Genomic DNA, 14,179 nt, shown 5'->3' on the forward strand with positions numbered 1-14,179 from the left:
TTGTAATAGGAATATTCATGAAATTATCATTAGGGCCTTTGTTATATTACTGGCCAAAACAAACAACCGAAGCATTTTATCAAGCAGCTATAAAAAGTGATGCTGATGTTATTTATTTGGGTGAAACAGTATGTAGTAAACGTCGTGAATTTAAAGCTCGCGACTGGATCAACCTTGCTAAAGAATTAAATAATCAAGGCAAAGAAATTGTATTATCAAGCATGGCATTACTTGAAGCACCTTCCGAAATAAAAGTACTCAAACAACTTTGTGAAAATGGAGAGTTCTCAGTTGAAGCAAATGACTTAGGTGCTATTCAATTACTTTCTGAACGAAAAGTCCCTTTTGTATGTGGCCCAGCTATTAATTGCTATAACGCACACGTACTTAAATTATTTGTCAATCAAGGCATGCAACGCTGGGTTATGCCCGTTGAACTTTCGCGTGATTGGTTGCAAAGTGCATTAGACGATGCACAAAAAATGGGAATACGTGATCAATTTGAAGTTGAAGTATTTGCTCATGGTCATTTACCCCTTGCTTATTCTGCTCGTTGTTTTACCGCAAGATCAGAAAATAAAGCAAAAGATGACTGTGAATTGTGTTGTATTAAATACCCTGAAGGGCGAACAAGTCATACTCAAGAAGGCCAGCAAGTATTTGTATTAAATGGTATTCAGACACAATCTGGTTATTGTTATAATTTATTAAATGATGTTGAAAGCATGCATGATTTAGTTAATGTTATTCGTGTGAGCCCTAATTCAATGGAAAGCTTAGCAATCTTAAGTCAGTTCAAACAACAGATATTAGGTGCCCAACAACAATTTAAATTAGATGATTTACAATGTAACGGTTATTGGCATCAAATTGCTGGTTTATCATTACAAACCAGCCTGTAAAAATATCGCCTAATTAGTCCTTAATTAGCTTAGTTTATTATGCTCATGGTTTTCACATGAGCATAAACGCAACTCCCTACTTCTAGTTGTAACTTATGAAATGAACGTGATGTAATACGAGCATAGATAAACTGAGATCCTATTTTTAGTGTTAATATCATTGAATTTTTATCATCTTTCATAAAATCAACAAGCTGAACAGATAAGCAATTTAATAACGAACTATCCATGATCGGTTTAGTAGCAATAATAACATCACGACTATTTATCTTAACTTGAATGCTCTTTGTTTTTGGCTCTTCTACGGTATTGATAAATAACGTCTGCCCATCAACGAGCCCTTCAATCAAACCTTCTGTTAAATCGATTGTTTTAACCTGCACATTCACAATTAATCCTTGATGTGCAAATTTTCTTAATGATAGCTCACTATCAAGAAATAACTTTTGCGGCTCACCGATCGCTTCCACTTTGCCTTCATTCACTAATAACATGTTTTTACTAAGATAAAAAAGCTCATGAATAGAATGAGTGACGTACAATATTGGAATATGCAAACTCACCAGCTTTAAAAATGGCAGCAATAAATTTTTACTACTGATATCTAATGATGATAATGGTTCATCCATTATTAATAACGTTGGGTTAGTTAATAATGCACGTGCAATGGCAATACGTTGTTTTTGACCACCTGATAGCTGTGTTGTTTGATAAGTTAGCAGTTCACTAAAACCTAGCTGTTGGGCTAACTTATCAATAGTAAATATATTATCAGAGTGTTCTTGAGTTGTTGCCTTAGCAACGGCAAGTAGTAAATTTTGTTGTACATTAAGATGAGGGAATAATCTTGGCTCTTGAAATACCATACCAATTCGACGCTTTTCTGTTGCTAATAGGAACTTATTTTGATTCACTAATGCATTAGTATTTAACCATGCTTGTTGGTTAAATTGGATCTGCCCTTCACAAGTTTCTAATCCAGCTAAACAGCGTAATAAAGTTGTTTTTCCCGCACCGGAATCACCAAAAATGGTACATACACCTGATAGTTCAATTTCACCTTCAAAGTGTAAAACATTGTCATTTACTGCATTGTTATTAAATGCTTTTTGAATATTAAATTTAAGCATTTAATACCCGCTGTTGACGTTTTTGTAAGCAACCATAAATCACCACTAATACCGACATAGAAAACGCTAATAAGATAAAAGAGAGCTTATGCGCTGATGCATATTCAAGAGATTCAACATGATCAAATAAGAGAATAGATAAAACTTGAGTTTCACCAGGAATATTACCCCCAATCATCAATACTACTCCAAATTCACCAATCGTATGTGCAAAACCTAATGCACCGGCGATAATAAAACTCGGTAATAACATGGGGAAGATGATTTTATATAAACGTTCAAATTTTCCATAACCTAATGTTGCACTCACTTCTAAATAGCTTTTATCTAAATGAACAAAAGCACTTTGTAATGGTTGCACAACAAAAGGGAGCGAATAAATGACCGAAGCAATAACCAAGCCAGTAAAAGAAAATGCCAGTGATGAGTCATTAAAACTCAACCACCACTCTCCTAAAAAATGCTCTGGAGAAAAGGCGATTAATAAATAAAAACCCAATACTGTTGGAGGCAAAATTAATGGTAAGGCAACAAGTGATTCAACTAACGGACGGATTTTTGTCTGACTACGAGCTAACCACCAAGCAAGTGGCGGAGCCATTATCATTAATAACAATGTTGTTAAACTTGCTAATTTTAGCGTTAACCAAATTGCCTGATAATCCCCCGCCGTTAACATTAATTATATCCTTGTGATTTTATATACTTTTGCATATTTTCAGATAATAAAAATTGACGAAATAATTGCGCATGTTTAGTTTCATCATTGTTTAAAACAATACCAGCTTGTTTAATTGGATGATGCCATTCTTGAGGAATAATTACGTAATTTTTTTGTTGTTTTTGAATAACTGATGCATAAGCAACTAAGCCCGCACGCACATTTTTAGACTCAACAAATTGGTAGGCTTGGTTAATATTATTACCTTTAATATATTGCTGAACTTGCCATTTTTTAATCGACTTTAAGGTTTCTTCTGCTGCAATACCATAAGGTGCAAATTTTGGATTAGCAATGGCGAGTCGTCCATCATATAAAAGAAAATCTTGTAACGTTGGTACTCTGGTAATATCTGGTTTCCAAAATACTAACCGACCTTGAGCATAAATAAACTCATGTTCTTGATTCACTTTATTGGCATCAATTAATAAATCAATATGCTTTTGATCTGCAGATAAAAACACATCAAACGGAGCACCTCGTAATATTTGTTGGTATAAAGTAGCAGTAGAAGCACTTGATATATTAACTTTAATACCTGATATTTCTGTAAACTCATGGGCAATATGTTGCGCAGACAATTTAAAATTACTAGCAACAGCGATGTTTAATGGTTTGTTTTTTACCGTACTTGCTAAAGCAAAGCTGTGAGCACTCCATAAACTAATAAGAATAAAGGAAATAATTAAACGAATTCTATTCATTATTGATAAATACCTTGGACTTTTATATTCAACATTTGTTTTCAAGATTCCATTTTGAAAGAGCTTGCTGATCGGCTTCTCTTGCATCTACCCATTTAGTTTCACCACTTTCCATTGTTTCTTTTTTCCAAAACGGGGCTTGGGTTTTTAAATAGTCCATTATAAATTCACAGGCAGCAAAAGCATCTCCACGATGTTGACTCGCGATACCTACAAAGACGATTTGTTCTGATAAAGTTAATGCGCCAATTCGATGAATAACAGTTGATTCAATAATATTCCACCGAGCTTTAGCTTGCCTAACAATATCAATCAAACATTTTTCAGTCATTCCCGGGTAGTGCTCTAAAGTTAAATCACTCACTCGTTGATCTTGATTAATATCTCTCACTAAACCTGTAAATGTAACAATGGCACCGATTGACGTTTTACTTTTTAAACGATTATATTCAACTTGTTGGTTAAAATCTTGTTTCTGGACACTGATCATTTAACCGCCTGTAACTGGGGGAAAATAAGCAACTTCGTCCCCGTCATTTAATACAACATTCTTAGTTGTCATACTTTGATTAACAGCTTTCAGCCATATTTGAGAATTTAACACGCCACTCCAATCTGCTTGATACTTTAATAGGTGTTGAAATAATTGCTCAGTGTCTTTAATATTATTAGATTCTATAAGCAGTTCTCGAGTCCCTAATTGCTCACTTAACTTGGCAAAAAATAGTACTTTTATCATTTTCAATCCTATTCTGCAGCTTTAAAGTGGCCAGATTTACCACCAGTTTTTTCTAATAACTTAACAGTAGAAATCACCATATCTTTTTGTACTGCTTTACACATATCATAGATAGTTAACGCAGCAACTGACGCGGCTGTTAACGCCTCCATTTCAACCCCAGTCTTGCCAGACAATTTACATAAACTTTCAATACGTACACGGTTAAACTGAGTTTCAGCAGTAATACTCACTTCGACCTTAGTTAATGCAAGAGGATGGCATAAAGGAATTAAATCAGATGTTTTTTTCGCCGCCATAATCCCCGCAATACGAGCTGTTGCGAAGACATCTCCTTTATGATGCTGACCATTAACAATTAAAGATAATGTTTCAGCAGACATTTCAATATAAGCTTCAGCAATCGCTTGTCGTACAGTGACCTCTTTTGCACTTACATCCACCATATTAGCTTTACCATCTTGATTTATATGGGTAAAAGTAGCTGACATTATTTTTTCCCTAAATGCGGCATAAAGTTACATGGTTTATGCTGAGAATTAATTTGCTCGTGAATAATGTTAGTCCAAGCCGTTTTACAAGCACCTGTTGACCCTGGCATACAGAAAATAACCGTATTATTAGCAAACCCAGCTAAAGCTCGACTTTGAATCGTTGAAGAGCCAATTTCTTGATAAGAAACAGCACGGAATAACTCACCAAACCCTTCCACCTCTTTATCAAATAACACAGAGACGGCTTCTGGAGTTGTATCTCGAGCAGTAAAACCCGTTCCACCAGTAATTAAGATCACTTCAATATTTTCATCTGCAATCCATTGTGAAACAACTGCACGAATTTTATAAGGATCATCAATGACAATTTTTTTGTATGCTAATTTGTGGCCTGCTTCAGCTAATGCGTTAACAAGATATCCGCCAGAGGTGTCTGTGGACTCATTACGAGTATCTGAAACAGTTAATACTGCAATGTTAGCGGCTGTAAATTCTTTGCTTGATAAATGACTCATGTTAATCCTTAGTACTGCTGATTTAATAAAACTATCAGCATAAAAATTTTAATTTAATATCGTTTTTTAATTCTATTTAATGGCTAATCTTTTGACTGCATCATCGCATAAGTTGATAAACAATGCTGCCATTGCTCCGGTGTATTTGTATTTTCAAAGCGAAATGCATCACGTTCATTTTTACATATGCCTTTAACCTTAAGCTGCTTAAGCAAACGATATAAAGAACGATGCTTTTTATAGGATGAAGTAACCGCATCGGATAAATAACCTGTTAAATTGTCATTTAATGTAAGCAACATAGGGAAAGTAACATCTTGATAATACACACCTTGTATTTCTAGAGAAGTAAATTGCTGCAATATATGTTGGCAATCTTCAACAGCTAATAAAGGCATATCAACAGGGATAATCAACATCGCATCATAATGTGTAGATAGTTGTGTAGCACATGCATCAAGCCCGGCAATAGGCCCTAGTGATGAATATTGATCACTAATACAGTTAAAGCCTTCGTAATCACCACTAACAAAACAATCATTAACACCTGCATTTTGTAATAGTGTCACTGCACGTGATAATAATGTATGTTGCTCAAGCGTTAAGGTTGCTTTATCTTTACCCATACGTAATGACTGCCCACCCGCTAATACAACTCCTGCTATTTTCACATTCATCCTTATACTAATCACAGTAAATAAAAAAGGAGCAATAAGCCCCTTTTGTTTTATTGAGTATATCGGCTATTTTACCAACCTTCTATACCTTCCATATTAGGTAATTGATGTGCAATACCTTTATGACAATCTACACATGTTTTTTCACCTGAAGCAAGTGCAGTTGAATGTTGAGAAACACTTCGTTTACCTTGTTCACTGAAATCCATAAATTCAAATTGATGACAATTACGACATTCTTGTGAATTATTTTCCTTCATTCGTTTCCACTCTCGATTTGCTAGATGAGCACGTCGAGCTTGAAATTTTTCTTCCGTACTAATGGTCCCCATTGCAAATGCAACAAGTTCTTTAGAAGCTTGTACTTTGCGAACAATTTTATCAGTCCAATTATGTGGAACATGACAATCAGAACAAATCGCACGAACACCTGAGCGATTAGAATAATGGATGGTTTCACGTATCTCTTTGACAATAGGAGCATGACAGCCAGAACAGAATGCTTCTGTATTTGTTGCTTCCATTCCGGTATTAAAGCCACCCCAGAATATAATCCCACCTAAAAAGCCAATCACTAGGATAAATCCGAATGAAGCTGTCGAAGGAGATTTCATAATCACCCATAAACGCTTTAATAATTTAAGCATAATATTAACTCCTGCTTAGCGTAACGAATGAACCGGTGTGAATGTGTTTTCAACCAGAGGTTTAGCGTCTGCTTGTGTTACATGGCACTGTAAACAAAAATAACGACGAGGTGATACATCAGATAATGTAGTACCTGAACGAGTTTCAAAATGAGTCACACTAATTTTCGTCGCCCCCATTTCACCCGCATTTTTGAAACTATGGCATGCCAAACATTTATTTGCATTCAAGTTAACCTGATAGCCACGAATTGAATGTGGGATCATAGGTGGTTGCTGTACATAATTACGATCAATAAGTTGTTGTTCACGTTGTACTCGTTTTAAATCTTCAGCTTTATTCACATCAGATATTTCATATAAACCACGTAATGATGATACACCACCATTATTTGATGTTAATGCATCATCGTTACTCCAAGCAGGTGAGGATAATGCGATAATTGATGCAGTCAAAATTGCTGTTAATATTTTTTTCATTACTTTTCTCCATCTTCTTACTATAACTAAGAGCGGTTATAGCCAAGCGCTCTTTTTAAGTAGACGTAAATCATTCCGTTTATACGGCATTACAACTTCGCAATGCCACATTGTCATTACACTTTTTTAGTAACTTTAACGGCACATTTTTTATAATCTGTTTCTTTCGATAACGGATCAGTTGCATCTAACGTTAATTTGTTCGTTAACTGTTTAGCATCAAACCAGGGCATAAAGACTAATCCTGCTGGTGGACGATTTCTGCCTCGCGTTTCTACTCGAGACGTTAACTCGCCACGTCGAGAAGCCATTACGATTTCATCTCCACGTCGCAAACCACGCTTTTCAGCATCATCAGGGTGCATAAATACAACCGCATCTGGGAAAGCTTTATATAACTCAGGAACACGTCGAGTCATTGAACCTGAATGCCAATGTTCAAGAACACGTCCCGTACTTAACCATAAATCGTATTCTTCATCAGGAGATTCTGCTGGCGGCTCATACGGTAATGCAAAAATAACTGCTCGCCCGTCTGGTTTACCATAAAATTGATAGCCAGAACCTTTTGCTACATAAGGATCTGAACCCTCACGGAATCGCCAAAGCGTTTCTTTACCATCAACAACAGGCCAGCGTAAACCACGCTCTTCATGGTATCTATCATAAGGAGCTAAATCATGACCATGACCACGACCAAAGCTAGCATATTCTTCAAATAAGCCTTTTTGAACATAGAAGCCAAAATGACGAGACTCATCATTTAATCTATCATCAGCAACTTCGTCTAAACCAAATGCATCAACTTGCCCATTACGATAAAGCACGTCATACATAGTTTTACCTTTAACTTCAGGCATTTTAGCAATCAAGTCAGCATCCCATACGTCTTCAATTTTGAAACGCTTTGCAAACTCCATCATCTGCCATAGATCTGATTTAGCGCCTTTAGGTGCTTCTACTTGTTGATGCCAAACTTGTGTGCGACGTTCTGCGTTACCAAATGCCCCCTCTTTTTCAACCCACATGGCAGTTGGTAAAATAAGATCTGCCATTTGTGCCGTTACTGTTGGGTACGGATCTGATACAACAATGAAGTTTTCTGGATTACGGTAACCAGGAATGACTTCTTCATTAATATTCGCCGCTGCTTGTACATTATTATTACACATAACCCAGTAGGCATTTAGTTTTCCGTCTTTTAACATACGGTTTTGTAACACTGCGTGATAACCTGGTTTAGAAGGAATAGTTCCTTCAGGTATTTTCCAAAGCTTTTCAGAAATAGCACGATGTTTAGGATTATTTACAACCATATCTGCAGGTAAACGATGTGAGAACGTACCAACTTCACGAGCAGTACCACAAGCAGATGGCTGTCCAGTTAAGGAGAATGGACCCGAACCAGGTTTAGAAATCTTACCTGTTAATAAATGCACGTTGTACATTAAATTATTTGCCCAAACACCACGAGTATGTTGGTTGAAACCCATTGTCCAGTATGATGTCACTTTGATTTTTGGATCCGCATACACTTTAGCAAGTTTAATTAGCTTAGCAGCCGGAACACCTGACATTTTTTCAGCATATTCAACGTCAAATTCAGAGACGTATTCAGCAAATTCTTCATAAGACATTGGTGTTGAGGCACCTGAATCTGGATTTTTGGCTGCTTGCTGTAATGGACTTTCAGGACGAAGTCCATAACCGATATCGGTTGCACCTTTGCGGAAGTTAGTATGTTTTTTAACAAAATCTTTATCAACAGCATCATTTTGAATGATGTAATTGGCAATAAAATTAAGGATGGCAAGATCTGATTGAGGTGTGAAAATCATACCATTATCAGCTAATTCAAATGAACGGTGTGTGTAAGTAGATAAAACATGTACGCTAACATCAGGATTACTTAAGCGGCGATCAGTTAAACGAGACCAAAGTACTGGATGCATTTCTGCCATATTTGATCCCCACAATACAAACGCATCTGCATTTTCAAGATCATCATAACAACCCATCGGCTCATCAATACCAAAAGTTCGCATAAAACCACCAACAGCAGAAGCCATACAGTGACGAGCATTTGGATCAAGATTGTTTGTACGGAAACCTGCTTTCATTAATTTAGAAGCGGCATAACCTTCCATAACGGTCCATTGACCTGAACCAAACATACCAACAGAAGTTGGGCCTTTATCTTTTAATGCTTTTTTGAATTTCTCAGCCATTACATCGAATGCAACATCCCAAGAAACAGGTGCAAAATCCCCCTGTTTATCATAAATACCACCTTTCATACGCATTAGCGGAGTTGTTAAACGATCTTTACCGTACATGATTTTAGAAAGGAAATAGCCTTTAACACAATTAAGACCTTTGTTAACCGGCGATTCTGGATCGCCTTGTGTAGCAACAACTTTGCCTTCCTGTGTACCAACAAGAACACTACAACCAGTACCACAAAAACGACATGGCGCCTTTTCCCATTTTATTTTAGTGGCATCTGTACTTGCAATAAGATTACTAGCAGTAGCTGGTAATGTTATGCCTGCAACTGCAGCAGCAGAAGCCGCTGCTTGTGCTTTCATAAATTCACGTCTGGTAAACTTCATTGTATTTCCTCGCTATCATTTTGCGTAGACTTTTCAAATTCGTGGTAAACAAGGCCAGTATGTAATACACCGTCTAGTTCATTAATTTGGTCAATACATTGCATTATTTGGCCTTGATTAGCGGCTTCTATTATTACAATGGCTTTCCCTTGCTCTGTTATCGTCACCATCTCAGCACCTTTTAATGCATTGATACTGTTAGTAATGCTAGACGACTTTTCAGGTTTAACATGTACAATTAAACTTGAAACATGTAATTCTTCTACTTTCATTTACTGTCCTTGATGTTAATGGCACTGGTTGGACATGGCGAAAAGCATGCCCCACAACCATTACATTTTGCTAAATCAATTTCTGGAATTGCGTTAATACCTATTTTGAAACTTAAAGCTAATTCAGGACAACTTTCGCAACAACTACGGCAATAGACATTTTGATTTGCTAAACAACTCTCACTAATAACTGCTTTTTTTTGCCATGCAATTTCACTGGTATCTGCAAAAATATCTTCCTGGCAACTTACTGCACATTTAGTACAAAAAGTACATTCACCTGCAGAAAAGTCGATAACAGGAAACCCACCATCGCCTTGTACGATAATATTTTCAGGGCAACTATTTAAACAATTTTGACATTGAGTACAGTTTTCGGTGAATTTTGTTGCATCAACAATCCAAGGCATTAAATTATTAATTACCAATTCAGATTTTCGGCGAAATAAATTACGTTTTTGTGTGTCAATTATTGGCATATTTAATTGCTAACAGAATGTTAAATAATATGAGAGTAACTTTAGCAGAAGTATTTTAAAAAGAAGGGGAAAGGGAATTTCACTTGATGCAAATCAACAACTATTATATGCAATGAGACATCCCCCACAGAAAATGAGAGAAGTCTCGACAATTAGTTTAGTTAACCACCAATAGAAGCAAGATGTGGCGTGCCACCCGATACTCCTAAATCTAGAAAATGTGTTGCTTTCTTTTCTTGTAAAGCAGAGATAATAGTCTTTTTTAATTGCTCTTTATCCGAACTATTTTGTAATAAATGTCGAAGATCTACTCCCTCTTCACCAAATAAACATAAATGTAGTCGCCCTACTGCTGATACACGTAAACGATTACAATGACTGCAAAAGTCTTTGCTATAAGGCATGATCAAACCAATTTCACCGACATAATCAGGGTGAGTGAAAACTTCAGCTGGGCCGTCGTTGACATGCCTTATTTTACAAATCCAATTTTGCTTTAATAATATTGATTTGATCGTTTGACCAGATAAATGATAGCGATTAAAAAATTCAGTATTATCTTCTGTTTGCATCAACTCAATAAAACGTAATTGAATGGGGTGATCTTTTATCCAGGCTAAAAAAGTATTAAGGTCGTTATCATTTAAGCCTTTCATTAAAACACTATTTACTTTTACCTGTTCAAAACCAGCAGAAGCACATGCTTCGACACCTTCCATCACTTTATGAAAGATATTTTTTCCAGTAATTAAGTTAAAAGTATTAGCATCTAAGCTATCAACGCTCACATTGATCGCACTTAACCCCGCTTCAAACCATTGTTCAGCATGTTTACTTAAATTAAAGCCATTGGTTGTAGTGGCAACTTTTTTAATACCTTCAGTTTGTGAAATTTGAGAAATAATATCAGCAAAATCTTTGCGTAAACTAGGTTCTCCACCTGTTATTCTCACTTTACTTGTGCCTAATTCTGCAAAGGCATTAATTAAGTTGGTTATTTCATTTTGAGATAAAAATTGCTTTTGATGAGTACGTTGATATCCATCAGGCAAACAATAATTGCACTTGAAATTACATTCGTCCGTGATCGACAAACGTAGATATTCAAACTTACGATGATATCTATCGATTAATTGCATGGTCAGTTCCTTTCCAAACACGGGAGGCAAACCCATTTCTAGATTTACCCTTCTTAACTTACAAACGGTTAAGCGGCTTGAATCACATATTTACACAAAATACGGTAAACTTAGTGATAAAAGCTCGGAGCTAAATTAAATATAAATGACATATGCCTCTAATTAAAGGAAACTATGTCGATTCGTTACCTATTATTCTTAACTATGTATGAAGATTAATCTACTGTTTCATTCAATTTCCATTACAAAAGTGATCTCAACGATCTGTTTACTCATATTAACCATCTCTGGCTCTCATATTCTTAATGTTGTCAGCGCTTATAGCGGCTTAGATAATAGTAATGAAGCAATTGAACGTTTGATGAAATTAAAATTTGCTACCCATACTCTAGCAGTGGAATTTAAATATACGAATAAAAACAGACAAGACTCCCTTAATAAACTATCTCCTTATTTATCAGAGCAAGTGTTAACACATAAATTTTTTGATGTCTCAGAAATCAATACACTCAATGCAGCATTAAATGAAGAGTTTCACGCATTACAATTACAGTTAAGTCAGTTATCTCAGTCAGAATTAGAGTCACGTCTCGCACATTTCACTGCACAAATAAGCTTAACCATAAAAGAATATCAATTATTATTAGAGCAAGAGGAATATTTAAATAAAACCTCAGAAACCTTAGCTTTCTTCTTAATTGCTTTATGCTCATTATTTTTATTAGTCTATTGTCGACGTTATGTTGCGACTCCGCTGCAGCAATTAGAAAAAAACGTAACCTCGATTACCAATCATCATTTTAACGTCGACTTTCCAGAATTTAAAAATGAGATTGGTGTTCTCTCTTCTGGTTTACAAAGTATGTCAACTGAACTTGAATCCTTAATTGTAGCAATGCAAAAAAAGGTATTAAGCAAAACTACCGAGTTAGAAAATGCTAACGAAACAATTCAATTTTTATATACTATTTCTCAGCAGTTAAATACGGTTAAGTTAACGAATGCTATTATCATTGAAGCACTTAACGCCTTAGCAAAACAAGCTAACCTTTCAAAATTATGTTTAGAACTCATCAATGGAGTACAGATCGATAGTGATTATGGATGTGCTTCTCAACACCCTGATAAAAAAAGAATTCCTATCATTATTAATGGGAAACCTTTTGGTTATTTAAATTATGTTCAAGAAGTAACAGTAACCAATAACGCAACCATTATTGCAAGTTTTAGTGGCCTTTTAGCCCGAGCGTTATATCAAGAAGAATATAGCTTACAAGAACAAAAATTATTATTAATGGAGGAGCGTGGTGTCATTGCTCGCGAACTTCATGATTCTATTGCGCAAGCCCTTTCATTCTTAAAAATACAATGCACTGTCTTACACCGCCAAATAAAAGCCAATGAAGGTAATGATAAATATAAAGAATCCGTGAACAATATCGAAGAAGCTGTGTCAGATGCTTATGTACAATTACGTTCACTACTATCTACTTTTAGATTAAACATCAGTGTATCTGATTTTAAAGAAGCAGTTTTAGTTATGATTTCTCAATTGCAAAAACAAACAACTGCTAGCATTAAGCTTGGACATTTTGAAACCAATTTTCAAACACATGCCAACCAACATATTCATTTGTTGCAGATTGTTAGAGAGGCAATCATCAATGCAATGAAACATGCAAATTGTAATAACATAACAGTTAGTTGTATCACTATTGGGCAAAAAGTCATGCTTACAATTTGTGATGATGGTATTGGCATTGATGAAAAACCAGCTAAAGACAATCATTATGGTCTTGAAATCATGAATCAACGAGCAACAGAGCTCGATGCAGTATTAGAAATCCAAAATTTATCAGTAGGTACTGAAGTCAAACTGATATTTACAATTTAAATAAAAACTCGATTAAGTTTGTAACACTAAGGAATAATAAATGAGCAATGTATCTACGGTTATTGTTGTTGATGATCACCCTCTTATGCGTAAAGGCATCACACAGCTATTAAATATGGATCCTAATTTTGTGGTCATTGATGAAGCGACAAACGGTATAGAAGCCGTTAGTATGGTGAAAAAACAACGCCCTGATATGGTCTTGTTAGATTTAAATATGAAAGCTGTATCTGGTTTAGAAACTTTAAAAGCATTACGTAATGACGGTATTACCAGCAAAATTGTTATTTTAACCGTATCAGATGCCAAGCAAGATGTAATTTCATTAATCAATCAAGGTGCTGATGGCTACTTATTAAAAGATACCGATCCAGAATTATTATTGAAAAATCTACATCAAATCCAACAAGGTAAACTGGTTGTAAGCAACGCACTAACAGAATATTTAGATTGCTTAGATCAAGAAGATAATATTCGAGAAAAATTATCAGGGTTAACACGCCGTGAAACACAAATTATGGAAGAAATTGCAAAAGGATTAAGCAATAAAGAGATCTCTGATAATCTACATATTTCAGAAGGTACTGTAAAAGTACACGTAAAAAGTTTACTTAAAAAATTAGGTATAAAATCTCGAGTTGAAGCCGCAGTTTTATTTTTGGAACAACCAAAATAAACGATACCCTAGCAGTTTCTAATTATCATTTTTATGATCTATAAAATAAGATAATATTTACAATAATAAGTTGATTAATAATCGGTAAATATTTCACC

The 14,179-nt window shown here is 35.4% G+C and carries 17 protein-coding genes and 1 riboswitch; of the genes, 3 read left to right on the forward strand and 14 right to left on the reverse strand.

All coding sequences use genetic code 11. The annotated features are described in order from the left end of the window. The first annotated feature begins 17 nt into the window (after nt 1-17). On the forward strand, nt 18-902 hold the full coding sequence (locus E2R68_RS02940) for a U32 family peptidase (protein ID WP_134276014.1): 885 nt from the start codon (nt 18-20) through the stop codon (nt 900-902). Nucleotides 903-931: 29 nt separating this feature from the next. Here the strand turns inward: E2R68_RS02940 and modC are convergent, their stop codons facing one another. From modC to moaA, 14 genes are all read right to left on the reverse strand, one after another. Next, complete coding sequence (gene modC / locus E2R68_RS02945; RefSeq protein ID WP_134276015.1) at nt 932-2,032, reverse strand: molybdenum ABC transporter ATP-binding protein; 1,101 nt, start codon at nt 2,030-2,032, stop codon at nt 932-934. Further along, nucleotides 2,025-2,711, reverse strand: a complete 687-nt coding sequence (modB, locus tag E2R68_RS02950) for a molybdate ABC transporter permease subunit (RefSeq protein WP_134276016.1) — start codon at nt 2,709-2,711, stop codon at nt 2,025-2,027. The genes modC and modB overlap by 8 nt, the downstream gene beginning before the upstream one ends. After that, nucleotides 2,711-3,457, reverse strand: a complete 747-nt coding sequence (gene modA, locus E2R68_RS02955; RefSeq protein WP_166738788.1) for a molybdate ABC transporter substrate-binding protein — start codon at nt 3,455-3,457, stop codon at nt 2,711-2,713. The genes modB and modA overlap by 1 nt, the downstream gene beginning before the upstream one ends. A gap of 28 nt (nt 3,458-3,485) precedes the next feature. Then, a complete protein-coding gene (gene moaE, locus E2R68_RS02960; RefSeq protein ID WP_134276018.1) occupies nt 3,486-3,947 on the reverse strand; it encodes a molybdopterin synthase catalytic subunit MoaE in 462 nt (153 codons plus the stop codon). Next, on the reverse strand, nt 3,948-4,196 hold the full coding sequence (locus E2R68_RS02965) for a MoaD/ThiS family protein (protein WP_134276019.1): 249 nt from the start codon (nt 4,194-4,196) through the stop codon (nt 3,948-3,950). Between the two features lie 8 nt (nt 4,197-4,204). Next, nucleotides 4,205-4,687, reverse strand: a complete 483-nt coding sequence (gene moaC / locus E2R68_RS02970) for a cyclic pyranopterin monophosphate synthase MoaC (protein ID WP_134276020.1) — start codon at nt 4,685-4,687, stop codon at nt 4,205-4,207. Then, nucleotides 4,687-5,205 (reverse strand): molybdenum cofactor biosynthesis protein B, encoded by a 519-nt coding sequence (moaB, locus tag E2R68_RS02975; RefSeq protein WP_134276021.1) that lies wholly within the window; start codon nt 5,203-5,205, stop codon nt 4,687-4,689. The genes moaC and moaB overlap by 1 nt, the downstream gene beginning before the upstream one ends. Before the next feature lie 83 nt (nt 5,206-5,288). Next, nucleotides 5,289-5,876, reverse strand: coding sequence for a molybdenum cofactor guanylyltransferase (gene mobA, locus E2R68_RS02980; protein WP_134276022.1), 588 nt, complete (start codon nt 5,874-5,876; stop codon nt 5,289-5,291). Nucleotides 5,877-5,953: 77 nt separating this feature from the next. Then, entirely contained in the window at nt 5,954-6,529 is a 576-nt protein-coding gene (locus E2R68_RS02985) for a NapC/NirT family cytochrome c (RefSeq protein ID WP_134276023.1), read from the reverse strand. A 15-nt stretch (nt 6,530-6,544) separates the two neighbouring features. Beyond that, on the reverse strand, nt 6,545-7,009 hold the full coding sequence (locus tag E2R68_RS02990; protein ID WP_134276024.1) for a nitrate reductase cytochrome c-type subunit: 465 nt from the start codon (nt 7,007-7,009) through the stop codon (nt 6,545-6,547). Nucleotides 7,010-7,125: 116 nt separating this feature from the next. Beyond that, nucleotides 7,126-9,621 (reverse strand): nitrate reductase catalytic subunit NapA, encoded by a 2,496-nt coding sequence (napA, locus tag E2R68_RS02995; protein ID WP_134276025.1) that lies wholly within the window; start codon nt 9,619-9,621, stop codon nt 7,126-7,128. After that, nucleotides 9,618-9,893, reverse strand: a complete 276-nt coding sequence (locus E2R68_RS03000) for a chaperone NapD (protein ID WP_134276026.1) — start codon at nt 9,891-9,893, stop codon at nt 9,618-9,620. The genes napA and E2R68_RS03000 overlap by 4 nt, the downstream gene beginning before the upstream one ends. Then, nucleotides 9,890-10,372, reverse strand: a complete 483-nt coding sequence (gene napF, locus E2R68_RS03005; RefSeq protein WP_134276027.1) for a ferredoxin-type protein NapF — start codon at nt 10,370-10,372, stop codon at nt 9,890-9,892. Before napF ends, E2R68_RS03000 begins: the two co-directional genes overlap by 4 nt. Nucleotides 10,373-10,533: 161 nt before the next feature. Next, nucleotides 10,534-11,511, reverse strand: coding sequence for a GTP 3',8-cyclase MoaA (gene moaA, locus E2R68_RS03010; RefSeq protein ID WP_134276028.1), 978 nt, complete (start codon nt 11,509-11,511; stop codon nt 10,534-10,536). Continuing rightward, nucleotides 11,502-11,653: riboswitch (molybdenum cofactor riboswitch) on the reverse strand. (Overlaps the previous gene by 10 nt.) 66 nt (nt 11,654-11,719) lie before the next feature. On the opposite strand from moaA, the gene E2R68_RS03015 reads away from it, so the two are divergent. After that, nucleotides 11,720-13,405: a histidine kinase gene (locus E2R68_RS03015; protein WP_134276029.1), complete on the forward strand. Its 1,686-nt coding sequence runs from the start codon at nt 11,720-11,722 to the stop codon at nt 13,403-13,405. A gap of 40 nt (nt 13,406-13,445) precedes the next feature. After that, nucleotides 13,446-14,081 (forward strand): two-component system response regulator NarL, encoded by a 636-nt coding sequence (gene narL, locus E2R68_RS03020; protein WP_134276030.1) that lies wholly within the window; start codon nt 13,446-13,448, stop codon nt 14,079-14,081. The last annotated feature ends 98 nt before the right edge of the window (nt 14,082-14,179 follow it).

It is taken from the genome of Psychromonas algarum (assembly GCF_004376845.1).
Lineage (GTDB): Bacteria > Pseudomonadota > Gammaproteobacteria > Enterobacterales > Psychromonadaceae > Psychromonas.